General features: G+C 55.3%; 24 protein-coding genes, 1 tRNA gene, 1 pseudogene and 2 riboswitches. Of the genes and pseudogenes, 18 read left to right on the top strand and 8 right to left on the bottom strand.

Translation table 11 applies throughout. The features are described 5' to 3' along the window. Window positions 1-89: 89 nt before the first annotated feature. From AQ1_RS09225 to AQ1_RS09195, 6 genes are all read left to right on the top strand, one after another. Window positions 90-881, top strand: a complete 792-nt coding sequence (locus tag AQ1_RS09225; protein WP_052371158.1) for an alpha/beta hydrolase — start codon at window positions 90-92, stop codon at window positions 879-881. Between the two features lie 277 nt (window positions 882-1,158). After that, on the top strand, window positions 1,159-1,386 hold the full coding sequence (locus AQ1_RS09220; protein ID WP_313980349.1) for a DUF4258 domain-containing protein: 228 nt from the start codon (window positions 1,159-1,161) through the stop codon (window positions 1,384-1,386). Between the two features lie 30 nt (window positions 1,387-1,416). Then, window positions 1,417-1,962, top strand: coding sequence for a transcriptional regulator (locus tag AQ1_RS09215; RefSeq protein ID WP_042086531.1), 546 nt, complete (start codon window positions 1,417-1,419; stop codon window positions 1,960-1,962). Window positions 1,963-2,410: 448 nt separating this feature from the next. Continuing rightward, window positions 2,411-3,022, top strand: coding sequence for a 2OG-Fe(II) oxygenase (locus AQ1_RS09205; protein ID WP_081837228.1), 612 nt, complete (start codon window positions 2,411-2,413; stop codon window positions 3,020-3,022). Window positions 3,023-3,119: 97 nt separating this feature from the next. Beyond that, the gene (gene hemH / locus AQ1_RS09200) at window positions 3,120-4,133 is read left to right on the top strand and encodes a ferrochelatase (protein ID WP_390624386.1); all 1,014 of its coding nucleotides are present in this window, start codon (window positions 3,120-3,122) and stop codon (window positions 4,131-4,133) included. A gap of 148 nt (window positions 4,134-4,281) precedes the next feature. After that, the gene (locus AQ1_RS09195; protein ID WP_161760528.1) at window positions 4,282-5,265 is read left to right on the top strand and encodes an alpha/beta fold hydrolase; all 984 of its coding nucleotides are present in this window, start codon (window positions 4,282-4,284) and stop codon (window positions 5,263-5,265) included. A 299-nt stretch (window positions 5,266-5,564) separates the two neighbouring features. Here the strand turns inward: AQ1_RS09195 and AQ1_RS09190 are convergent, their stop codons facing one another. Beyond that, window positions 5,565-5,765, bottom strand: a complete 201-nt coding sequence (locus AQ1_RS09190) for a hypothetical protein (protein WP_150006981.1) — start codon at window positions 5,763-5,765, stop codon at window positions 5,565-5,567. Window positions 5,766-5,909: 144 nt separating this feature from the next. On the opposite strand from AQ1_RS09190, the gene AQ1_RS09185 reads away from it, so the two are divergent. After that, window positions 5,910-5,984, top strand: a tRNA-Val gene (locus AQ1_RS09185). A 39-nt stretch (window positions 5,985-6,023) separates the two neighbouring features. On the opposite strand, the gene AQ1_RS09180 is transcribed toward AQ1_RS09185, so the two are convergent. After that, window positions 6,024-7,277 carry a cation:proton antiporter gene (locus tag AQ1_RS09180; protein WP_042086523.1) on the bottom strand — a complete coding sequence of 418 codons (1,254 nt, stop codon included), beginning with the start codon at window positions 7,275-7,277 and terminating at the stop codon, window positions 6,024-6,026. Window positions 7,278-7,442: 165 nt separating this feature from the next. Here AQ1_RS09180 and AQ1_RS09175 point away from each other — a divergent pair, with 165 nt between their 5' ends. The 3 genes from AQ1_RS09175 to AQ1_RS09165 all read left to right on the top strand — a co-directional run bounded on the left by AQ1_RS09175 (window position 7,443) and on the right by AQ1_RS09165 (window position 11,115). After that, window positions 7,443-8,912: a circularly permuted type 2 ATP-grasp protein gene (locus AQ1_RS09175; RefSeq protein WP_042086521.1), complete on the top strand. Its 1,470-nt coding sequence runs from the start codon at window positions 7,443-7,445 to the stop codon at window positions 8,910-8,912. Beyond that, window positions 8,905-9,852, top strand: a complete 948-nt coding sequence (locus tag AQ1_RS09170) for an alpha-E domain-containing protein (RefSeq protein WP_150006977.1) — start codon at window positions 8,905-8,907, stop codon at window positions 9,850-9,852. Before AQ1_RS09175 ends, AQ1_RS09170 begins: the two co-directional genes overlap by 8 nt. Window positions 9,853-9,948: 96 nt before the next feature. Next, entirely contained in the window at window positions 9,949-11,115 is a 1,167-nt protein-coding gene (locus AQ1_RS09165; protein ID WP_042086517.1) for a zinc-binding metallopeptidase family protein, read from the top strand. Here the strand turns inward: AQ1_RS09165 and AQ1_RS09160 are convergent. After that, on the bottom strand, window positions 11,112-11,390 hold the full coding sequence (locus AQ1_RS09160; RefSeq protein ID WP_042086515.1) for a DUF6356 family protein: 279 nt from the start codon (window positions 11,388-11,390) through the stop codon (window positions 11,112-11,114). The genes AQ1_RS09165 and AQ1_RS09160 overlap by 4 nt on opposite strands. Before the next feature lie 180 nt (window positions 11,391-11,570). On the opposite strand from AQ1_RS09160, the gene upp reads away from it, so the two are divergent. Next, window positions 11,571-12,215, top strand: coding sequence for a uracil phosphoribosyltransferase (gene upp, locus AQ1_RS09155; protein WP_042086513.1), 645 nt, complete (start codon window positions 11,571-11,573; stop codon window positions 12,213-12,215). 90 nt (window positions 12,216-12,305) lie between these two features. Beyond that, a complete protein-coding gene (locus AQ1_RS09150) occupies window positions 12,306-13,685 on the top strand; it encodes a sodium-dependent transporter (protein WP_042086511.1) in 1,380 nt (459 codons plus the stop codon). A gap of 12 nt (window positions 13,686-13,697) precedes the next feature. Here AQ1_RS09150 and AQ1_RS09145 read toward each other — a convergent pair whose 3' ends face one another. The 4 genes from AQ1_RS09145 to ispH form a co-directional block, all read right to left on the bottom strand. After that, window positions 13,698-14,180: a PaaI family thioesterase gene (locus AQ1_RS09145; protein ID WP_042086509.1), complete on the bottom strand. Its 483-nt coding sequence runs from the start codon at window positions 14,178-14,180 to the stop codon at window positions 13,698-13,700. After that, window positions 14,180-14,641 (bottom strand): PaaI family thioesterase, encoded by a 462-nt coding sequence (locus AQ1_RS09140; RefSeq protein ID WP_042086507.1) that lies wholly within the window; start codon window positions 14,639-14,641, stop codon window positions 14,180-14,182. Before AQ1_RS09140 ends, AQ1_RS09145 begins: the two co-directional genes overlap by 1 nt. After that, window positions 14,634-15,101: a ribonuclease HI gene (rnhA, locus tag AQ1_RS09135; protein WP_042086505.1), complete on the bottom strand. Its 468-nt coding sequence runs from the start codon at window positions 15,099-15,101 to the stop codon at window positions 14,634-14,636. Before rnhA ends, AQ1_RS09140 begins: the two co-directional genes overlap by 8 nt. 78 nt (window positions 15,102-15,179) lie before the next feature. Then, window positions 15,180-16,130 (bottom strand): 4-hydroxy-3-methylbut-2-enyl diphosphate reductase, encoded by a 951-nt coding sequence (ispH, locus tag AQ1_RS09130; RefSeq protein WP_042086503.1) that lies wholly within the window; start codon window positions 16,128-16,130, stop codon window positions 15,180-15,182. Window positions 16,131-16,493: 363 nt separating this feature from the next. Here ispH and AQ1_RS09125 point away from each other — a divergent pair, with 363 nt between their 5' ends. The 6 genes from AQ1_RS09125 (at window position 16,494) to AQ1_RS09100 (ending at window position 22,927) form a co-directional block, all read left to right on the top strand. Next, a complete protein-coding gene (locus AQ1_RS09125; RefSeq protein ID WP_150006976.1) occupies window positions 16,494-17,027 on the top strand; it encodes a hypothetical protein in 534 nt (177 codons plus the stop codon). 88 nt (window positions 17,028-17,115) lie between these two features. Next, window positions 17,116-17,221: riboswitch (glycine riboswitch) on the top strand. Next, a riboswitch (glycine riboswitch) is annotated at window positions 17,222-17,341 on the top strand. A 61-nt stretch (window positions 17,342-17,402) separates the two neighbouring features. Beyond that, entirely contained in the window at window positions 17,403-18,575 is a 1,173-nt protein-coding gene (gene gcvT / locus AQ1_RS09120) for a glycine cleavage system aminomethyltransferase GcvT (RefSeq protein WP_081837230.1), read from the top strand. Window positions 18,576-18,631: 56 nt separating this feature from the next. Then, window positions 18,632-19,009 carry a glycine cleavage system protein GcvH gene (gene gcvH, locus AQ1_RS09115; RefSeq protein ID WP_081837226.1) on the top strand — a complete coding sequence of 126 codons (378 nt, stop codon included), beginning with the start codon at window positions 18,632-18,634 and terminating at the stop codon, window positions 19,007-19,009. A gap of 58 nt (window positions 19,010-19,067) precedes the next feature. Further along, complete coding sequence (gcvPA, locus tag AQ1_RS09110; RefSeq protein WP_042086498.1) at window positions 19,068-20,450, top strand: aminomethyl-transferring glycine dehydrogenase subunit GcvPA; 1,383 nt, start codon at window positions 19,068-19,070, stop codon at window positions 20,448-20,450. A gap of 2 nt (window positions 20,451-20,452) precedes the next feature. Further along, the gene (gene gcvPB, locus AQ1_RS09105) at window positions 20,453-22,027 is read left to right on the top strand and encodes an aminomethyl-transferring glycine dehydrogenase subunit GcvPB (protein ID WP_042086496.1); all 1,575 of its coding nucleotides are present in this window, start codon (window positions 20,453-20,455) and stop codon (window positions 22,025-22,027) included. Between the two features lie 147 nt (window positions 22,028-22,174). Continuing rightward, complete coding sequence (locus AQ1_RS09100) at window positions 22,175-22,927, top strand: EAL domain-containing protein (protein WP_042086494.1); 753 nt, start codon at window positions 22,175-22,177, stop codon at window positions 22,925-22,927. A gap of 32 nt (window positions 22,928-22,959) precedes the next feature. Here AQ1_RS09100 and AQ1_RS15310 read toward each other — a convergent pair. Further along, window positions 22,960-23,113: pseudogene (locus tag AQ1_RS15310) on the bottom strand (adenine phosphoribosyltransferase); the annotation flags it as partial.

The following is a 23,113-nucleotide window of genomic DNA, read 5'->3' as shown; positions in this document are numbered from 1 at the left end:
AACCCCCCACGTCACGGTTTATGCTGGTCGAAAGAATGGCAGAATCTGATCGACTCCGCTGCGTCCTGATCAAACGGGGGAAAACCGCAATGACCCAAAAAACGCCCAGCCAGAAAACGCCCATGGTGATGATCCATGGCATGTGGAGCCGTGGCAATTGCTGGGCCCATTTGCGCGCCCATTTTGAAGCTTTGGGTCATCGGGTGCTGACCCCCACCTTGCCCTTTCATGATGTGCCGGCGGCCAGCCCGCCCCCCAGCCGATTGGGCAGCGCCTCGCTCAATGATTATGCCGATGCCCTGGAAGCCGAGATCAAAGCCTTCGATCATGATGCCATCCTCATCGGCCATTCCATGGGGGGGCTTTTGGCGCAAAAAATCGCCGCACGGGGTCTTGGCTCGCGGCTGATCTGTCTGGCGCCGGCACCTTCTGCGGGGATGAACCCCTTTTTGATGGGGCCGCTCAAAAGCTTTTATAAAACCACCCTGCGCCCCGGCTTTTGGAACAAGCCCCATAAGCCCGATTGGGAAACCGCCCGGTGGAGCGTGTTCAACGGCCCTGTGCCCGAAGCCGAAGCCCGCAGGGTTTATGAAGATTATGTGTGGGAATCGGGCCGCGCGCTTTTCGAACTGGCCTTGTGGTTTTTCGATGGAGAACAGGCGGCTTCTGTCAATCGCGATCGCATTCGCATGCCCGTTCTGGTGGCCGTGGGGGCCGAAGATCGCATCACACCAAAAGAATGGGCGCGATCTGCGGTGCGCAAATTTGAAGGCCGCGCCCGCTATGCGGAATTTCCCAAGCTGGGCCATTGGCTGATCGGCGAAACCGCAACCCCGCTGATCGCCCGCCGCATCGAGCATTTCCTCGAAACCGATCTTTGAGGCAATCGCTTCCTTTTCAAAATTGACATAATATCAATTTCGTATTATGTACTGAGTACGTCTTTTGCATCGCCCTATGGTCAGGAGTTGGTCTTTGCCTGATGAGGATATCTCGAATTTCGCGGATATAAGCCAGAAAATAAACGAATTTTCTAGAGCATATGGTCCGATTAAAGTGGATCGGACCATATGCTCTAAATATATGTTTGACCGCGATTTCCTGGCCGCGTCGTGATCACACTCCGCTCGAAATCGCTCTGGCCACAAAGACTTTCGCCTGAAGATCTCCGCCCATGCACGCCAGCGCATGAAAGAACGATCCATCTCGGAATTTGATATAAGATCAATTTTGCGTACGGGGCATGTGATCAAGCACGAGGCCGATGACAAGGGCGAACGCTATAGAATGTGCGGCACTACGGATGATGAACACAAGATCGCTATCATCATCAGCCCCATGAGTGACTATATCCGCGTGACGCTGATTACGGCCTGGAAAGGCTGATCGCGCGCGTTAAAAAGAATGTGGAGAGACATGATGAACGCCACAGTTAAGGAAACCATTCTGGATCAGCATGATCTTGATGATAGCGGCATTCCCTATCGCATCACGCTGCAAAATGCGGTCATCGCCGAAATTGATGAGGAGAGTGGGGAGATTGTCTCCACTGAAATCCCGGCCTTCGATAGCCTGATGGCCAGCATCGCCCTGCGCCGTTGCCATCGGGCAGAAAAATTATGTGGCGAAGATCTGCGCTTCTTGCGCCGGGTGCTGGGGATTACGGCCAAGGATTTCGCGCACGAAATCAATATTGAAGTCGCGACCCTGAGCCGCTGGGAAACAGCTAGACAGACAATCGGGGAAGCCCAGGAGCGGTTGATCCGGCTTTTTATCGTGGAAATTCTGAAGGATCAGGCCCCAGCCATTCCCATCGACCGGAAATGCATCATGCAGATCGGTTTGAAGGCCACCCCCGCCGATCTGAAAGCCCTGAATTTCGATTTCAGCCTTCGCTGCTTTCTCGATAGGGCAAGCCGCCATAGCGAGGAAAACTGGGCCGAAGTGCCGCACGCCGCCTGAAAAGTCGGCCTGAAAATTGGGCCTGGGAATGAAGGATTTGGGCGTGCGCCAGACATGAAAAAGCCGCCAGTTTCCCGGCGGCTCTTCATAAGGAGGGACTATCCCCTTATTTCTTACCACCCGGCTTTGCCGAGGCGGGCTTGGGGGCGCCCGGTTTGCTTTGCGACTGTGCGGGTTTGCCGGTTTTCATCGTCATGGCATTGTCCTTTGGACAGGGTGCCCGAAGACCATCTTCGGACCCTTTGAATCTGGGCTTTTTCCACGGATTTTGTAGACGGTATTTTTGCATATCATGGGCTTGAGCCATGCAATTCATGCACAACTTCATGGCCCTGCCTGACAAAGCCCCGCTGGCGATTCTTTTTGATCATCATTGATTTGATTTTTACTTAAAAGCCGCTATCTGCTTTTTTGTCCCGCCTTTTGCTGTGCGGCTTTTGAAAGCATCATGATGTCTCCTGTCCCTGCGCACAGCGCTCTCATAGGCGAGCCGCCCTTTTCAGGATCGGGCGCGTTTTTCATCGCCCGGCCCGATGCCTTCACCACGGCCGAATGTGCGGCCCTTCGTGGCCTGATGGAGGACGGCACCCCCAAGGCGGGCCGGCTGAGCGGGGGGAAAACTGTGGAGAGCATTCGCGCCTGCGAGATTTTATGGCTCGATGATCAGCCCGAAACATCCTGGATCTTTGAACGAATGGCCCGGATCCTGTCGGATATCAATGGCAGCGCTTTTGGCTTTCAGGTCGAAGGCTTCAATGAAGGGGCGCAGCTCATCCGCTATGATGGCCATGAACGCAGCACCTATGATTGGCATGCCGATCGCGGGCGGGCACCGGGCACCCTGAGCCGCAAGCTCTCGATCTCCGTGCAGATCACCCCGCCCGATGATTATGAAGGCGGCTGCCTTGAACTCAATGGCGAAGGCAGTGTAATAACAGCACCGCGAACGGAAGGCACGGCCATCGTGTTTCCCAGCTTTGTTTTGCATCGCATTAGCCCGGTCACAAAAGGGCGGCGCACCGCTTTGGTGGCTTGGCTGCATGGCCCGGCTTTTCGCTGATCAACCGGGCCATGGGGCGCGCATAAAAGGCTTAACGATGACAGACCATGACCAAACAGCCCGATCCAAAAGCGCACAAGCCGATAGCACGGCCCCTATGCCGACCGACCATCCGGCCATCGCGCATGGCCGCATCGGGGTTTTGATCGTCAATCTGGGCACCCCCGATGGCACGGATTATCAATCCATGCGGCGCTATCTGAAGGAATTTTTATCCGACCGCAGGGTCATCGAATTGAACCCTTTGGCCTGGAAGGTCATTCTCAATCTGTTCATCCTGCCTTTTCGTCCGCAAAAATCGGGCAAGGCCTATGCTGCCATCTGGAATGAAGCCCGCGACGAAAGCCCCTTGCGCACCCTCACGCGCGCGCAGGGCGAAGGGCTGGGCCGGGCGCTGAGCCATGATGATCGTATCGTGGTTGATTGGGCCATGCGTTATGGCCAGCCATCCATTGCCAAGAAGATCGATGCCCTTAAACAAAAGGGCTGTGATCGCATCGCCGTGATGGCCCTTTATCCCCAATATTCCGCATCCACCACCGCCAGCGTTTATGATCAGCTTTTTCGCCATCTGATGACTTTGCGTTGGCAGCCTGCGGTGCGCACCATGGCCCCTTATCATGATGATGGCGATTATATCAAAGCCCTTGTCGCATCAGTGGAGCGCAAAATTGCCGAAACCGGATGGGAGCCGGACATGCTTCTCGCCTCGTTTCACGGTATTCCGAAAAGCTATTTCGAAGCGGGCGATCCCTATCATTGCCATTGCCAGAAAACCGGACGCCTGCTGCGCGAGGCTTTGGGTTATGATGAAAACCGCTTCATGGTCACCTTTCAATCCCGATTCGGGCCCAAAGAATGGTTGCAACCCTATACCGATCAGACCCTTGAAGCCCTGCCCGGCATGGGAAAAAAGAAAGTGATGGTGATTTCACCGGGCTTTGCATCGGATTGCGTTGAAACTTTGGAAGAAATCGGACTCGAGGGGAAAAAGCTGTTTTTAGATGCTGGAGGCGAGGCTTTTGCGCGGATTGATTGCCTCAATGATCATCCCGATCATATCGCCTTGCTGGCCAAATTACTGGATAAGGAATTAAAGGGCTGGCTTTAAATGATTCTATTTTATACAAATAATTGAAGGATTTTTCATTGAGGCTCCCATGGCACCCTTCTGATTGTTGAGCCTTGGGTCAAATTCTCTGGGCAGCAAAATCGTCATGTGGTTTATTTTTAAGGCATTTCTGTGGACGATCGGGGCAATGGCTGCGTTGATCGCCATTGCCGTGCTCACATTTGGAACGCCTGATCTGGATCGGGATCTGCTGGCCAATTATTATGCCCCCAAGCCATCAAAATTCCTCAGCTTACCCAGCGGCACCAGCCTTCATTATCGGGATCAGGGGCCATCCCTCGCCCCGGCTTTGCTCTTGCTTCATGGCACGGGATCATCTCTTCATACTTGGGAGCCTTGGGTTGAGGCGCTTTCCCATAGCTATCGTGTCATCAGCATGGATCTGCCGGCCCATGGGCTGACCGGGAAAACCGCTGAAAATGATTATAGCACCGAAGGCATGGTGCGCGCCGTTCATAGCCTGATCAGCCAATTGGGAATCGAGCGTCTGGTGATCGGCGGCAATTCCATGGGTGGCAAGATCAGCATGGCCTATGCCCTTGCGCACCCTCAGAAAATCGCCGGATTGGTGCTGGTGGATAGCGCCGGTTTCGTCCCCGAAAACAGCCCTGAACCTACCCTTCCCCTTGGCTTCAAGCTGGCGAGATTGCCCGGCATCTCCTGGATCATGGAAACGATCACGCCCCGATCAATAATCAAACAAGGGCTGGAAACGGCGATGGCCAATGATGATCTGGTCACCAATGCCATGGTCGATCGGTCATGGCACCTGCTGTTGATGGATGGATCGCGCAAGGCGCTGCTCGATTATTTCAGCCATATCAATGAACGGGTCGATCCCTCAAGGATCACGGCGCCCACCCTTATTCAATGGGGGCGAGAAGATAGGATGATCCCCCTATCTGTGGGGCGGGCCCTGGAGCGGGCCATGCCCAATGCTACTCTGGTGGTTTATGATCATCTGGGGCATATCCCGATGGAGGAAGATCCCCAAAGAACGGTGCTCGATGTGCGGATGTTTCTGGCTTCGCTTCAGCCCGAAGATGCTTGGAAAAGTGCCCCCCCCCGAAACGCAGCCAAAAATTCAATCACACCTGCGGCCAATTTCTGATTCCTTGCAAAGCTTGGGGGCCTAAGGTCGCCCCTCAGGCCGCCCGCTGATAACGCTGGCGGCGGCGATTGCGACGGATGCTGATACGGGCGGCTGAGGTGGTGTTGCGGATCGTGTTTGCGGTGAATGACATGGCTTTGTTCCTTTGTGCTGTCGCCAAATGGCTTGATAGTGTTTGTTTGTGTGTTGTTGTTTCGGTGTATTAGTTATGTAGTACACTAAATCCAAAAGCAAGTGTTATTTTTCGTCCCCCTGCATTTTTTTATGCAGGATGGCCAAGCCGTTCAAAAAATTGGGATTTATCCTAGCCGCCCGCGAAAGGGCTGGCCGGTGATGAGGGTGATCAGATGACCGGCAAACAGCAAAATCAGCAGAATCGCCAAAAATTGCAGGGCCCCATAAGGGATCAAAGGGGGCTTCCCCGGCACATAGGCCCGCCGCCCGCCCAAAGTTGCCAAGCCCAAAAGACCAAGGGCGGCCCCCATCAAAATGAGTGTCATGGTCATATCCATGGGGAAAAAGTGCCACAAACCGCGCCGCGATCAAGGATTGATTTCAGGCTTTGAACATTTGCGCCCCCTTTGCGCAGGAAAAATCTTGCGCAGGACTTTAAAGCGGTATTATAAGGCCCCTCTCGCAGGCGAGGGCGCGTAGCTCAGGGGTAGAGCACTGTGTTCACACCGCAGGGGTCGCAGGTTCAAATCCTGCCGCGCCCACCATGCCTGTTCAGCGAGGCGCCTGTTCAGCGAGGCGCCTGTTCAGCGGGGTTTCGATTTGATCGAACGCCCATAAAGCTTTGCCAAAGGCATGGCGCTCAGCCCATGCAAAATCACCGAAAAGCCCACAGTCAGCATGACACAGGCGCGAATCTCCTGGGCTTGGGGGATCGGATAAATCTCAAGAATCATCAGCGCAAAAAGCAGGGATGCCAGCCCGCGCGGCCCGAACCATCCCATCAAAAGCCGTTCCTTCCATGGGGCCTTGCTGCCGATCAGGGCCACAAGGATGGCCAAAATCCGCACCACGAAAAGACTGCCCAGCGCATAAAGAACCGTTGCCGGACCCGCCACCGCCAGCCCTTCGGGCAAAAGCATCGCGCCAAACAGCAAAAAAGCAAACATGGTCAGGATCTGGCCTTCTTCCTCCATGAAATCGATCAAAGAGCCACAGCGATGGCGCACCGTGCAGCCAAGGGTGATCCCGGCCGCAAACGCCGCCAAAAAGCCATTGCCGCCCAAGGATTCGGCCAGCGCATAAGATAAGATCGCCAAAGCCAGCAAAATGATCCCTTCGATTTTATCATCGATCTTTTTGCCGCTGATGGCCCGATCAAGCCACCGCCCCCCGATAAGGGCCACAAGCCCCCCAAAAAGCGGCCCCAAAATGATCTGCTTGCCGGCAAAGACGGCCATCGACAGGGCTGACCCATCCACCCCGTGCATTGATGCACTCCCCTCCGCGCTCCCCGCCCCACCGGCATGAGCCACCGAGGCGAAAATCGCCAGCATCACCACCGCAGGCAGCGCCAGACCATCATTCAATCCGCTTTCAGCAATCATCACCTGACGGGTTTTGAGGGGGATATCGGGATGGTTTAAAATGGGCTGGCCAAGGGCGGCATCGGTGGGCACCAGCATGGCCGCCAGAAGAAACGCCGGCAAAAGACCGATCCCGGGAAACAGCCAATATGCCAGCCCGGCCCCCAGAACAAGGGCCACCGGCATCCCGATCAGCAGCATCCTTATCGCCAACTGACGTTCCTTCAGCAGCGTTTTGACATCCAACCGCGCTGCATCGCTGAACAAGATGAGGGTGAGGGTCAATTCAGCGATCATCAAAATCGTGCCGTCCATCGCCTCAAAGGTCACAAGATCAAGACCAGCATCCCCCAGCGCAAAACCGAAAAGACTGAAAACAAGGGGAATGGTGAGCAAGCCGCCCCCAAGGCGTTTACCAAAAAGCCCGAACAGCAATACAGCGGCCGCAACAATGGCCAATTCATTGGCAGACATAAAAATCCTGTCTTTTTTCCAAGATGAAGGCCTTAGGGTCAGGACCCCAGATCACAAATCAAACAGCTTCCTGCTAAAATGGCAATAAAATGGGTGCATTTCTGGTTTAAAAAGGCAATTATATGACACTATGCAAAAAATAACCTTTTCATTTGGATGCTATTTATGAATTCCACTTTACTGAGTGGACTTTTGAAAGACTATGATCCGGGCGGATATTATTGCGAATTGCTCGGCGGCCTTGAAGGCGGCAAAAATCAGGAGCAATTGCGCGCTTTGGCCCCGGTCATCGAAAAAATCAATGCCCTGACTGTGGGCGATCTGCGCAAGCGCACCGCCGCCGTGACCCGCGAACTTTATAATCTGGGCATCACCTTCACCGTATATTCCCAGCGCGATCAGATCGATCGGGTGCTGCCCTTCGATGCCCTGCCCCGGGTGATCACCCAAAAGCAATGGGCCCATATCGAACGAGGATCGATCCAAAGGGTAACCGCGATCAATCTGTTTTTGGATGATATCTATCATGATGCCAAAATTCTCAAAGACAAGGTGGTGCCCAAAGATCTGGTTTTGACCAACAAGAATTACAGCCCGCAGATGGAGGGGCTTACCCTGCCCCATAAAAGCTATGCCAGCATTTGTGGGGTGGATCTGGTGCGCGGCGCGGATGGCGAATTTCTGGTTTTAGAAGATAATGCCCGCACGCCTTCGGGGGTTTCCTATGTGGTGGAAAACCGCCATCTCACCTTACGCACCTTTCCCGATCTGGCGCGCGCCACCAGCATCAGAACGGTATCCGATTATGGCCAAAGGCTGGTGGAAAGCCTGCGGCAATTGGCGATGAACCCAAGCCTTGAAAATCCGCAGGTGGTGCTGCTCTCGCCCGGCACCTTTAATTCCGCCTATTTCGAGCATGTGTTTCTGGCCCGGGAAATGGGCGTTCCCTTGGTGGAAGGCCGCGATCTGCTGGTGGATAATGATCGCGTTTACATGAAAACCATCCTCGGCCTTGAACCGGTGGATATTATCTATCGGCGGATCGATGATCAGTTCATCGACCCAGAAGCCTTCAACCCCAAAAGCCTTTTGGGGGTGCCCGGCCTGATGCGTGCCTATCGGGCCGGCAATGTCACCCTCACCAATGCGATTGGCACCGGCATTGCCGATGACAAGGCCATCTATGCCTATATGCCGCGCATCATCCGCTATTATCTGGGGGAGGATGCCATCCTGCCCAATGTGGAAACCCATATCTGCCGCGAGCCCGAGGGCCTTGCCTATACCCTTCAGAATCTGGAAAATCTGGTGGTGAAGCCCGTAGGCGAATCGGGCGGCTATGGGGTGGTCATCGGCCCGCGTTCAAGCAAAAAGGTGCTGGCCGATCTCAGGCGGAAATTAAAGGCGGCACCGGATAATTTCATCAGCCAGCCCATGATCTCCCTTTCGGTGGCCCCTACCTTGTGCAGCCGGGGTGTGGAGCCGCGCCATGTCGATTTGCGGCCCTTTGTGGTCAGCGGGCGATCCACCTGGGTTTTGCCGGGTGGGCTGACACGGGTGGCGCTGAAAAAAGGCTCGCTCATCGTCAATTCAAGCCAGGGCGGCGGTTCAAAGGATACATGGGTTCTTGCATAAACTTCTCGCCAGACACGCTGAAGAAATTTTCTGGATGTCTCGTCAGGTCGAGCGCATGAACAATATTGCGCGGATTTTGGATGTTCAGGAAAGCTTTGGGCATCAAAAAGATGGCACCCATAATTGGCTGTCCGTTTTGAAAATCTACGCCGATGACGAGCGTTTTCTGGCGCAGGATTTAAAGCCCACGGCGGAAAATGTTCTCTATTTTTATATTCTCGATGGCGACAATCCCACATCGATCTATGCCAATCTGAAAATGGCCCGGCAAAATGCGCGGGCCCTGCGCCCTCAGATTTCCACCGAAATGTGGTTCCATCTCAATACATTCTATAATTCCATGCGGGGGATGAAACGGCGGGATATCAGCGAGGAACGGCTCAATCTGGTGTGTGCCCGCATCAAGGAAGCCTGCCAGACCTTCAGCGGTATTACCGCCGAAACCCTGTATAAAGACGATAGCTGGTATTTTTCCAAAATCGGTATGAACCTAGAGCGGGCCGATCAAACCTCCCGCCTTCTCGATGCCAAATATGAAGCTTTGCAGATGGGGGATGCCGATATGGGTTCGGCATCCGATATGTCGCAATGGAATGCGCTTTTGCGTTCGGCTGCGGGCTTTCATGCCTATCGCCGGGTTCATAGCAAAGGCTTCAGCGCCGAAAGTGCCGCCGGATTTCTGCTGTTTGATGAACGCTTTCCGCGCTCGGTTTCGGCCTCGATCTCTGAGGCCTGCCTTGCTTTAAAAGATCTGCATGAAAGCTTTGGCAGCGATCAGAAACGCACCGCCCTTGATGCCATGAAAGCCTTTCAATCCCATGTGCGCCAAAGCGCGATCAAGGATGTGATCGCATCGGGGATGCATGATTATCTTGATGATCTGCAAAAGCATCTGATCGATATCACGTCGCTTTTGGAAGAAGAATTTTTTGCCCCCTAGAGCATCGGGGCCATTCCGGTTAGTCTGTGTTCCCTGTTGGCGGAGACATGCGCTTTACAGCCATCCGCCAGCGTGTTGAGTTTTGGAAATCAGGCCATGCGGCTATTTGAATGCGATAAATGCAAAAATCTGATCTATTTTGAAAATGTGCATTGCGAACGCTGCGGGTCTCGCATCGGTTTTCGTGATGATCAGATGCGGCTGACCGCAATCGAACCCATCAGCGGCGAAAAACAGGGATGGGCGCAGCTTTGGCGATCTGTGAGAGACCCTGATGATCATTTCAAGCTTTGTGCCAATACCATCTATGATGCCTGCAACTGGTTGATCCCGGCGGAAAAATCCGATGATTATTGCACCGCCTGCCGGTTCAATCGCACGGTGCCCGATCTGGGCGATCCGGCATCGGTTTTGCTATGGGAAAAAGTGGAAGCCGCCAAGCATCGGCTGATTTATGGGCTTTTGCGCCTGCGCCTCCCCATCATCAGCAAATTTGATCATCCCGCATACGGGCTGGCCTTCGATTTTCTGGCCGATCCCAATATCGCGGATTATGTCACCGAACATTCTTCGGTGATCCTGACCGGCCATGCCAGAGGGGTGATCACCATCAATATCGCCGAAGCCGATGATGTGGTGCGCGAAGAACGCAGGCGGCAGTTTTCCGAGCCCTATCGCACGCTTTTAGGGCATTTCCGCCATGAAATCGGCCATTATTATTGGGAACGGCTGATCCGGGATGGCCAGCGAATCGATCCGTTTCGCGGGCTTTTTGGGGATGAGCGGGCCAATTATCAAAAGGCGCTCGAAGCCCATTATAATCAATATACAAAACCTGATTGGGAAGAAAGCTATGTCAGCGCCTATGCGGCGGCCCATCCCTGGGAAGATTGGGCGGAATGCTGGGCGCATTATATGCATATGGTCGATACTTTGGAAACCGCACATCATTTTGGCATGCGGGTCTCCCCGCGCACATCAACAATTGCCAAAACCATGACATCAGCGGATTTCGACCCCTATGGCGAACCCGATTTCCAAGCCATCATCGGAACATGGCTACCCTTGACCCATGCGGTCAACAGCCTCAATCGCTCTATGGGGCAGCCCGATCTCTATCCCTTCGTCCTGTCGCAAAAGGTGATCGAAAAGCTGGGCTTCATCCATGATCTGCTCAATGGTCTGAATGATGCGGATCGGTTCGATTCCACAGCTTTTGGCCGGATGGGCGCGCAAAGCGCCACCCCCGGAAAAGGGCTTTAAATCACATAATCAAAGCTATCTTCGCCTTTATAGGATCGCGATCCTGCCGAAGATGCAGCACCCGGCACCCGGCGACGATTGCGCACCATTTTTTCATGAAGGCGGCTGATGATCGTGCTGCCGGTTTTGGTGAACATGGCGGGCAAAAGCGCATGAAAAAAACAGACCACCGCCCCCAGAAACAAGAGGCCGGAAAAGCGCATGGCCGTTCCCATATGCGCGAAATACCCCTCACCCACCGATTGCGGATGGTCCAGAAACCATTTTTGGATCATAGCGACACACCATTTTTATAGATAGAAAATCTGTTACAGTTCATTAGAAAAACTAATCTATGCAATTTTTTCACGCCTGACAAGTCAATCGCAAGTGATCGGCCCTAGTCATCCCCATCATGTTGCTTCCAAAACCTGCAAGCAGAGTGCTAAGAAACGATGGGACAAAGGAGAATAAAAATGACCAAGGCTACAGGACATGATCTCACTATCGTTGATCATCCGCTGATCCGGCACAAACTCACCCTGATGCGCCAAAAAGACACCCCTTCCGCGCAATTTCGGCAGCTTTTACGCGAAATCAGCCTGCTTTTGGCCTATGAAGTCACCCGCGATCTGCCCCTTCAGGATATCGAGATCGAAACACCGCTGGAAAAATCGGTGCAAAAACAGCTTTCCGGTAAAAAGCCCTGCTTTGTTTCGATCATGCGGGCAGGCGATGGCCTGTTGCAGGGCCTGCTCGATCTGGTGCCTTCAGCCCGGGTGGGGCATGTGGGGCTTTATCGGGATCATGAGACCCTGAAGCCTGTGCAATATTATTTTAAAATGCCCCATAGCCTTGACGAACGCCATGTTCTGATCGTCGATCCCATGCTGGCCACAGGCAATTCGGCAGCGGCGGCGGTCTCCCTTGTGAAGGAAGCGGGGGCCGATAAAATCCGCTTTCTGTGTTTGGTTGCCGCCCCAAAGGGTGTTGAAACCCTGCGGGCCGCCCATCCCGATGTCCCGATTTTTTCCGCTGCCCTTGATGATGGCCTGAATGAACATGGCTATATCACCCCCGGTTTGGGTGATGTGGGGGATCGATTGTTCGGCACAAAATAAGGCTTTTGCCAAAGCGATCAGGATGACATATCCATTCGGCATAAAATAGAAAGGCCTCATCGGGCCGCATATCAGGGGAAGGACAAGATTATGGCACGATCCGAACCACTCGCGCATGAAAACTGGTCGTCGCGCCTCGCCTTTATTTTTGCTGCGGTCGGCAGCGCCGTGGGCCTTGGGAATATCTGGAAATTTCCTTATGAGGCGGGTCAGGGCGGCGGGGGGGCGTTCGTTCTGATCTATCTGGCCTTTGTGTTTGGCATCGGGGTGCCGGTGATGATCGCTGAATTGACATTGGGCCGACGCGGTCATCTCTCGCCCCCCAATGCGGTGAAAAAGGTCGCCCGGGACGAAGGCCGCTCCCCGCTTTGGGCGGTCGCCGGATGGAGCGGGGTGGTTGGTGCCCTTCTGGTTTTAAGCTTTTATTCGGTCATTGCCGGGCTCACGCTCTCTTATATGGTGGCCAGCTTCACCGGCTCATTGACCATTCTCAATCAATATACATCCGGGGATTATTTCGGTGCCGTAACGGGAAATTTCTGGCTCGTTCTGTTGTGGCATGCCCTGTTCATGGCGATCACCATCACGGTTGTGGCCCGGGGCATTCATGGGGGGCTTGAAAAAGCCGTCACATGGCTGATGCCCGCCTTGTTTGGTCTGTTGCTGCTTTTGGTGATCTATGCCCTCAGCGTGGGAGATGCTGCCTCTGCCATCCGCTTTTTGTTTCAGCCCGATTTTTCCAAAGTCACCTTTGAAACAGTGATCCAGGCCTTGGGTCAGGCTTTCTTCTCTCTCTCCCTCGCTTTGGGGGCGATCATGGCCTATGGCGCTTATGTGCCCAAGGATGTGTCTTTGCCCAAATCCGCCTTCATCATCGCCGGGGCCGATACGGCGGTGGCGCTTTTAGCGGGGTTGGCCATTTTCCCCATCGTTTTTCAATATGGGCTGGAACCCGGCGCGGGGGCGGGGCTTGTGTTCATCACTTTGCCGGTTGCATTTGCCCAGATGCCCGGCGGCATCTTTGTGGGCGGGGCCTTTTTCCTGCTTTTGGGCATCGCCGCCCTGACCTCGGCCATTTCCCTCCTCGAACCCTTTGTGGCCTGGCTTGAGGAACATCGCGGCATCCATCGTAAAATTTCCGCTGTCGGCACCGGGATTGCCATTTTTATATTGGGGATCGGTTCGGTTTTATCCCTTAATTTATGGTCTGATCTGACCTTCTGGCGCGGCACCATCCTCGATAATCTGGATTTCCTCACCAATAATATCATCATGCCCATGGGTGGGCTTTTGATCGCCCTGTTTGTGGGCTGGCGGATGCGCAAGATCAGCATCCGCGATGAGCTTGACAGCATGAGTGATGGGGGGTTCAAAATCTGGCTGTTTATGCTGCGCTATGTGTGCCCGCTGGCTTTGGCGCTGATCTTTTTGGGATTTGCCTTTCGCGGCCTGCTTTTCGGCGAGGGATAAAGGGAAAAGCCTTCAGCCCTGCAGGCTTTCTTGTAGATTTTCCGGGGCAGCCGGTGACTGGGGCAGCAGAAAATGCATCTGCGCTTCGGCCACCGGCTTTTCCCGGTCCTCTTGCCAGGCCAGTGATCGCACCGAAGCGATCCGCGATCCCTGCTTGATGATGCTGGCCGCCGCATAAAGATCCTGCGGCCCTGCAGGGCGCAGAAAATCAACGGTCAGCGTCACCGGCTTGGGCAGGCTTGTCAGTTCAGCGCCGCTGCCCCGGGATTGCCACATCAATTCCGCCATCGCCGCAAATTCCAAAGCCGCGCCCAAAACCCCGCCATGATAGCGCCCCGGCGCCCCGATATGCTTGGCAGAAAAGGCCAGATGCAGGCGCACATCATCACCTGATCGCTCAAGGCTGAGGCCCAAAAACCGGGCATAGGGAATGGCATCCAGCGCCACCACGGCATGGGGATCGTGCATCAGGGCCCTGATGATATCAAATCCCATCACCGCCCCCCTTTTTGATGGCCACGATCGATGATGAAGCTGGCGGTGGCATGAGCAATGGCATCGCTTTCATCTTCATGAAAAGCCACGCCGCGCACAAAGGCCACCTGCCGGGTCAGCCGGGTGCAATGGGATGAAGCCAAAACCGCCAGGCCCGGGGTGGCCGGTTTCAGATAATCGATCCGTAAATCCAAGGTGGCCACCGGCAATAAGCGATCCAGCGCCGAGAAAACCGCCATCCCCAAAACCGAATCGAGCAAGGTGAAAATCGCACCCCCCGCCATCACCCCGGTATCGGCATAAGCCACCAGATCATCCGACCAGGGAAGCTGCATCCGGGCCCGCCCCCCATCGGCGGCGATCAAATGGATCCCCAAAGCCGCCATCTGCGGCACCATCTTGATCATCTGATCGATCAGGGCCGTCTTGTCGATCTCAGGCGATGGTCCAGCTTCAGCCATTCGCCTCTCCTTTTGCCGATTTATAGGGCGCCATGCCTTCATTGGCCAGGCGATCAGCCGCTTCATTGCCATCATGGCCGGAATGGCCCTTCACCCAATGCCATGTGATCTCATGGCCGGCAATCGCCGCATCCAGCGCCTGCCACAGATCAACATTGGCCACCGGCTTTTTCGCCGCCGTGCGCCAGCCACGGGCTTTCCAACCGGCAATCCATTGGGTGATGCCGGATCGCACATAGGTGCTATCGGTATAAAGATCCACATGGCAGGGGCGTTTGAGGGCGTTTAAAGCCTCGATCGCTGCGGTGAGTTCCATGCGGTTATTGGTGGTATCAGGGGCCCCGCCGATCAGGGTTTTCTGATGGCCGTTCCAGCGCATCAAAACCCCCCAGCCGCCGGGGCCGGGATTACCCGAACAGGCCCCATCGGTATAAATCTCAACCCGGCGTTTTGTGGTCACGCACTTTTTCCCATCACGCCCGTCAGGCTATCGCTTGATGAACTGAGCAATGAACAGCGATGATCCGCCCTGATCTGATCAAGCGGCACTTTCACGCAATATGGCAGGGATTTTGAAGGTGACATTCTCCCGCGCGGTTTCCACCTCTTCCAGGGTCACATCATAGCGATCCGACAAGGCGGAAATCAGTTCCTGGACCAGAATTTCAGGGGCCGAAGCCCCGGCGGTCACGCCAATCACCGCAGCCCCCGAAAGCCAATCCCAATCCAGATCGTCCGCCTTTTGCAACAGCCGCGAGGACACGCCTTCTTTCTGTGCCACCTCGACCAAACGGCGGGAATTGGATGAATTGGGGGCTCCGATCACCAGCAGGCGATCACAGCGCGCGGCCATGGCCTTCACCGATTCCTGACGATTTGTGGTGGCATAGCAGATATCTTCCTTGCGCGGCCCAACGATATTGGGGAAACGCCGGATCAGCGCCTCAACGATCCCCGCCGTATCATCCACCGATAAAGTGGTTTGGGTCACGAAGGCCAGATTATCGGGGTCCTGCACCTCCACATTTTCGGCATCTTCTTCCGATTCGATCAGGGTAATCGATCCCGGAGCCACCTGCCCCATGGTGCCAATCACCTCGGGATGCCCGGCATGACCGATCATCAGAATATGATGGCCGGTGCGATCATGATGCTCCACCTCGCGATGGACCTTGGAAACAAGGGGGCATGTGGCATCCACATAAAGCAGCTTGCGACGGTCGGCTTCCGCCGGGATACTTTTGGGCACCCCATGAGCGGAAAACACCACCGGCACATCATCGGGAACTTCGCTCAATTCCTCAACGAAAACAGCGCCTTTGCTTTCCAGATCCTCAACCACATGACGATTATGAACGATTTCATGGCGAACATAAACCGGCGCGCCAAAGCGTTCCAAAGCCAGTTCAACGATCTTGATGGCCCGATCCACCCCGGCACAAAATCCGCGGGGGGCCGCCAGAAGTATCTGCAAGGTGGGTTTGCTCATCAGATCATTGTCCTCATCGTTCGGCGATCCTGATTCTGACAAAGATGCGACATAAAGGCCAGCAACACTTGATCAGCATCAAAATCCATTTGGAATGACACATAGGCTTTCATTTGAACGCCATAGCACTATAACGCAAGAGACGATGCGCGCCTACAGTTCAAAAAAATCTGCGTCATGACCCTCTATCAGGGAAATGTGATGTCATCTGCTCCTGCACAGGCTTTTATCAGTACAAAATTTGATGGAATCATAAGATTTGATCGGTCCATAAGAGCGGGCATTGCCTCAAGCTTGGGAAGCCCCTATTGATGGAAAGCTTTTAAACCCTTGTCGATCCACACCCAAACCTGAAGAGATCGCATGTCTCATATGTCTTTGTTCTTGCGCTTCATCCTTACCGGCGCGCTGATGGCTTTGGCAGCCTGCGGAGCCAATCAAAATCCGTTGGAGGTCACGATCCAGCGTTGTCCGGCTTTGGCTGTCGTGGGGGGCACGGGGTCGTTTGTGCGCTTCATGGGAGACGAGAAAAACGCCGCCGATATCGCCTATGAAGCCAGCATCACCAATCTTCAACTCAAATGCGACCAGGATGATGATGTCATCAGCGATGTGCATTTTGATCTGGCCGCCGTGCGCGGTCCGGCCTTGCCGGCAACGGGCGAGATTTCCTTGCAATGGTTTGTGGCTGTGGTGCGCGATAATTCGATCATCGTTGCCAAGGATATTTATGAAACGCGCCTCAGCTTTGAAAGCGCCGATCAGCAGCGCGTCGTGGTGACCGAGCGATTGCGTCAGGAACTGCCCGATATCGAGCGGGCACGGCGCTATAATTATGAAATCCTGATCGGCTTTCAGCTCGATCCCGAAGATGTGCGCTATAATTTGCTGCGCTGATCGCTTTTGCCGCGTTGACAGGGATGGAGATCGGCCTGTAGAGGAGAAGCGACTGCACTGATTATGTCGGGCGGCTTTAAAAGGCCGCTGACCGCTTGCGGGAGAGAGCTTTTGATGCGGTTGAAACCGTATGAAAAGCCGCCGAAGGAGCAACCGCCCCGGAAACTCTCAGGCTAAAGGACCGTTAGCGGCAGACGACTCTGGAAAGCAGGTGGGCAGGGTCCACCTCACCGACGGGGATAAGGCAGGCGCTGCGGCCATCGGGCCAAAAGCGTCTGGCGAAATCTCTCAGGTTCCGTGACAGAGGGGGCTTTGTGATGCCGCACCGAGCGGCTGAAGCCTTCATGCGCCTTCAAGGTGCCAAAGCGGAGCCTGATGATGACCGATTGCGGGACAACGACAGCCCCCAAGCTCCTCGAAACACCCCTCAATGCCCTGCATCGCGAAATGGGCGGGCAGATGGTTGCCTTTGCCGGCTATGAAATGCCGGTGCAATTTCCCATGGGGATCAAGGGCGAACATCTGCACTGCCGCCAGAAAGCCGGATTGTTCGATGTTTCGCATATGGGTCAGGCCATGCTCGACCCCATCAATCCCGAAGACGATATCGCCCGCCTTTTTGAAGAGCTGGTGCCCGGGGCCATTGCCACATTGAAACCCGGCCAGATGCGCTACAGCCTGCTGCTCGATGATACGGGCGGCATCCTTGATGATCTGATGATCACCCGCCGGGCTGATCGCGAAAACGGCCTGTTCATCGTCGTCAATGCCGGGCCCCGTTTAGGGGATTTCGCCCATATCCGCTCCAGATTGGCAGGCCGGGCCCGGCTTTCGCTGTGCGATGATCGCGCCCTGCTGGCTTTGCAGGGGCCAGACGCCTCAGATGTGCTGGCAGCGATCATCCCCGCCTGTCGTGATCTTTTGTTCATGGAAGCCTTGTGGACCAGCCTTGATGGCCTTGATCTGATCATCAGCCGTTCGGGCTATACCGGCGAGGATGGCTTTGAAATCTCGCTCCCCGCAGCCCATGCCGAAAGCTTCGCCCGTCGTCTTCTGGCCGATGAGCGGGTTGCCCCCATCGGCCTTGGAGCCCGCGACAGCCTGCGCCTTGAGGCCGGTTTATGCCTTTATGGTCAGGATCTCAGCCCTGAGATCACCCCGGTCGAGGCCGATCTTTTATGGGCCATCCCCAAAGCCCGCCGCGACCGCGCCGATTTCCCCGGGGCCGGGCGTATTTTAGGCCAGATTGCCGAAGGTCCCGCCCGAAAGCGGGTGGGCATCAGCCCCGATGATCGCACCATTGCCCGCGATGGAACCGCGATTTACAGCCCGGATGGCACTCAAAAACTTGGCATCATCACATCGGGCGGTTTTGGCCCGACGGTGAATGCGCCGGTGGCCATGGGCCTGATCGATGCGAAGGCCGCCACTCCGGGCACAGACATCGCGCTGATGGTGCGGGGCAAGCTGCGCAAGGCCCATGTCAAGGCCCTGCCCTTCGTGACCCAGAATTATGTGCGAAAATCATCAAAACCAAAACAGGGCTGAACGCTCTTTTTCCATCAGCCGGGCCAAAACCCGCATTTTGCAAAGGATTTTTGATCATGAGCATGATCCGTTTTTCCAAAGACCATGAATGGATCCGCGTCGAAGATGGCAAGGGGGTGATTGGCATCACCGATTATGCCCAGGCGCAATTGGGGGATGTGGTGTTTGTGGAATTGCCCGAAATGGGGGCCACCTTGATGAAAGGTGATGAAGCCGCCGTGGTCGAATCGGTGAAAGCCGCCAGCGAGCTTTATGCCCCGGTTTCAGGTGAGGTGAGCGCGCTCAATCAGGCTTTGGTGGATGATCCTGCTCTGGCAAACAGCCAGCCGATGGATGATGGCTGGTTTTTCGAGATCACCCTCAATGACCTGACCGAACTTGATGAACTGCTCGATGATGAAGCCTATGAGGCCTATCTCGCCGAGCTTGGCTGATCTCAACCGATCCCAAGGCCCAAGCCTAATCCGCGCTGCATCAAAGGACCCCCGCCCCATGCGTTATCTTCCGCATAATGATCGAGACCGCCAGGCGATGCTCAAGGCCATCGGCGTGGCTTCGATCGATGATCTGTTTGCCGATGTTCCCAAGGCCGCCCGGCTCAGCAGCCCCCTTGATCTGCCGAGCCATAAAAGCGAATTAGAGGTGGACCGCCTGTTTCGCGATTATGCCCGGCGCAATATTCCGGCTGCCGAGCATGCTTTTTTCGTTGGCTGTGGGGCCTATCGTCATCATATTCCGGCAAGCGTTGATTATATCATTCAGCGGGGTGAATTTCTCACCGCCTATACCCCCTATCAGCCCGAAATCGCTCAGGGTACTTTGCAATATCTGTTTGAATTTCAAACCCAGATTGCCAATCTTTTGGGCTGCGATGTGGCCAATGCCTCGCTTTATGATGGCTCCACTGCCTGTGGCGAAGCCATCCTGATGGCCCGGCGCATCACCCGGGGCCGCAAAAAGGCCATTCTGGCGGGCGGGCTTCATGCCCATTATGGCGATGTGGTGGAAACCATCACCCAATATGGCGATGAACAGGTGATCCGCTTGCAGCCTTTGGCCGATGATCCGGCCCGCGATCTGCAAAATCTGATCGATAGCATCGATGAGGAGACCGCCTGCGTGGTGGTGCAAACCCCCGATCTGTTTGGCCATCTGCATGATCTGGGCCCTTTGGCCGAAGCCGCCCATGCCAAAGGCGCGCTTCTGGTCGCTGTCGTCACCGAAGTGGTTTCATTGGGGGCGGTGAAATCCCCCGGTGAAATGGGGGCCGATATCGTGGTAGCGGAAGGCCAATCGATCGGCAACGGGCTGAATTTTGGGGGCCCGTATCTGGGGCTTTTTGCCACCCGGGAAAAATATGTGCGCCAGATGCCCGGGCGGCTGGCCGGGCAAACCCGGGATGCCGATGGCAAGCGCGGCTTCGTGCTCACACTCTCTACCCGCGAGCAGCATATCCGCCGGGAAAAGGCGACATCCAACATCTGCACCAATTCCGGCCTCTGCGCCCTGGCCTTTACCGTTCATATGACCTTGCTGGGCGAAAAGGGATTGCGGCAATTGGCCATGATCAATCACAAAAAAGCCACCCAATTGAGGGCGGCGCTCGCCGGGATTGATGGGGTCGAGGTTCTGAACCAAAGCTATTTCAATGAGCTTTGCGTGCGCCTGCCCGGCCGCGCCGATGCGCTGGTCGAAGCTTTGGCGGGGCAAAAAATTCTTGCCGGTGTGCCCGCCTCGCGCCTTTATCCCCAAAGGCCGGAGCTTGCCAATATCCTCATTCTGGCCATCACCGAAACCGTAAGCGAAGCCGATATCGCCCTGCTCGCCGGGGCGCTTCGTGATTATCTGGCCACCCCCGGCATCAAGGAGCGTTGATCATGCCCATGAACCGCACAGGACGCCCCAGCCATAGCGGCGAGGGCACCCTCCCGGCCCCTTTTGAAAGCTTCAGCGGCCATCGCGGCCTGCGGCATGAAGAACCGCTGATTTTTGAAATCGGCGATGCCCGCCATAGTGGGGTGGATATCGAGGATGCGGGCGATTTCCAAACCGCCCTTGGTGGCCTTGAACGCAATGGGTCGATTGGCCTGCCCGGCTTATCAGAGCCGCAAACCGTGCGGCATTTCACCCGGCTGAGCCAGAAGAATTACGGCATCGACAGCGGCTTTTTCCCCCTTGGCTCGTGCACCATGAAGCATAATCCAAGGCTGAATGAAAAAGTGGCGCGGCTGCCCGGATTGGCGGATATTCACCCCCTGCAACCCCAAAGCACGGTGCAGGGCGCTTTGGCGGTGATGCGCGATCTGAGCCATTGGCTGATGACCCTGACCGGAATGCCGGCGGTTGCCCTTAATCCCAAGGCCGGTGCCCATGGGGAATTATGCGGCATCATGGCCATCCGCGCCGCCCTTGAAGCCCGGGGCGATGCCCGCAAGATCATTCTGGTGCCCGAAAGTGCCCATGGCACCAATCCGGCCACGGCGGTTTTCTGTGGCTATCAGGTAAAAGCCATTCCCGCAGGGCCAGATGGCCGGGTGGATCTGGAGGCCCTTAAAAAAGCGCTGGGGCCGGATGTGGCCGGGATCATGCTGACCAACCCCAATACCTGTGGCCTGTTTGAACGCGATATCATCAAAATCGCCGAGGCCGTGCATGAAGCCGGCGGCTTTTTCTACTGCGATGGGGCGAATTTCAATGCCATCGTGGGCCGGGTGCGGCCCGGTGATCTGGGCATCGATGCCATGCACATCAATCTGCACAAAACCTTTTCCACGCCCCATGGCGGCGGCGGGCCGGGTTCGGGGCCGGTGGTTTTTTCTGAGGCTTTGGCCCCTTATGCGCCTTTGCCCTATGTGGTTGAAACCGACGATGGCCTTGCCTTACATGAACATCATCAGGGCGCGGATGATCAAAGCTTTGGCCGCCTCGTGGCCTTTCACGGGCAGATGGGCATGTATGTGCGGGCTTTGGCCTATATGCTCAGCCACGGCCATGATGGCCTGCGCCAATTGGCCGAAGATGCCGTGCTCAATGCCAATTATCTGCTGGCGGAATTAAGCACCCATATAACCGCATCCTTTACCGGGCCCTGTATGCATGAAGCGCTGTTTGATGATCGCTTCCTGAAGGATACCGGCATCAGCACCCTTGATTTCGCCAAGGCCATGATCGATGAAGGCTATCATCCGATGACCATGTATTTTCCCCTGGTGGTGCATGGGGCCATGCTGATCGAGCCAACCGAAAGCGAATCGAAAGCCACTCTGGATGAATTCATCGCCTCAATGCGCGGATTGGCAGCAGCGGCCAAAGAAGCGGCCGAAACAGGGAAGACAGAACGCTTTACCGCAGCCCCCCATTTTGCGCCTTTAAGACGGCTGGATGAAACCCTTGCAGCCCGCCAGCCCTTGTTGAAATGGACGGCCCCCACCCCCTCACAAGCGGCGGAATGATCAGGGCGAAGACAAAAGATCGAGCTGTCGTAAAAAGCGCATAAAAGACATTATATTTGTGTTTTTTATGGCCCCGACCCCTGATCCATTAAGGGGTCCTTAAAGCTTCCCCCTCTAGGATTTAAAAAATCTGGATGGGACAAATCGATGATACGGCAAACACAATGTGGGGCCTGCCGGGATGGGCAGACCCTGCCATTTTCCTTCACCATGGCTTTTCAGCCCATCATCGATAGCCAAAAGGGCAGGATCTGGGGCCATGAAGCTTTGGTGCGGGGAACCAATGGCGAAGGGGCCGGGGCCATTCTGGCGCAGGTCAATCATGAAAATCGCTATCGCTTCGATCAGGAATGCCGGATTCGCGCCATTCAAATGGCTGCAAAGCTTTTCCCTGTTGATCAACGCCCTATTTTATCGATCAATTTCATGCCCAATGCGGTTTATGAGCCCGAAGCCTGTTTGCGCGCCACTCTGCAGGCTGCCAAAAAAACCGGCTTTCCCCTTAAAAATATCATGTTCGAACTGACCGAGGGGGAAAAGATCGATGATATCGAGCATGTTAAAAGCATCATTGCCGAATATAAAAAATGGGGGCTGATCACCGCCATCGATGATTTTGGGGCGGGCTTTGCCGGGCTCAGCCTTTTGGCCGATTTCCAGCCCGATCTGATCAAGATCGATATGCATCTGGTGCGCGATATCGATAAAAATATCGCCCGTCAGGCCATTGTCACCGGCATTGTTCGCACCGCCCTCAGCCTTGATATCATGGTGATCGCCGAAGGTGTTGAAAGCCAGCAGGAATTCCAGTTATTGAAAGATCTGGGCGTGACCCTGTTTCAAGGCTATTATTTTGCCAAACCCCGCACGGGGGCGCTGTCTCCCGTCAATCTAAGCTAAGCTGGGCGATCTGGATTGATCTGGCGCCGCCTTCAATCCCCATCGAAATGACACAGGCTGATCACCTCGATCCCCATATCGCGGATTTTTTGCGCCCCGCCCAGATCAGGCAGATCGATAACGAAACACGCCGCCACAACCGTACCGCCTGCCTGCCGGATAAGCTTCACCGCCGCTTCGGCGGGG

Origin of the sequence: Iodidimonas nitroreducens, assembly GCA_000710935.1 — a bacterium.
In the GTDB taxonomy this organism is placed as follows: Bacteria; Pseudomonadota; Alphaproteobacteria; order Sphingomonadales; family Rhodothalassiaceae; genus Iodidimonas; species Iodidimonas nitroreducens.
Note: the sequence above shows the minus strand (reverse complement) of the source record. Positions and strands in the feature narration are given on the sequence as shown.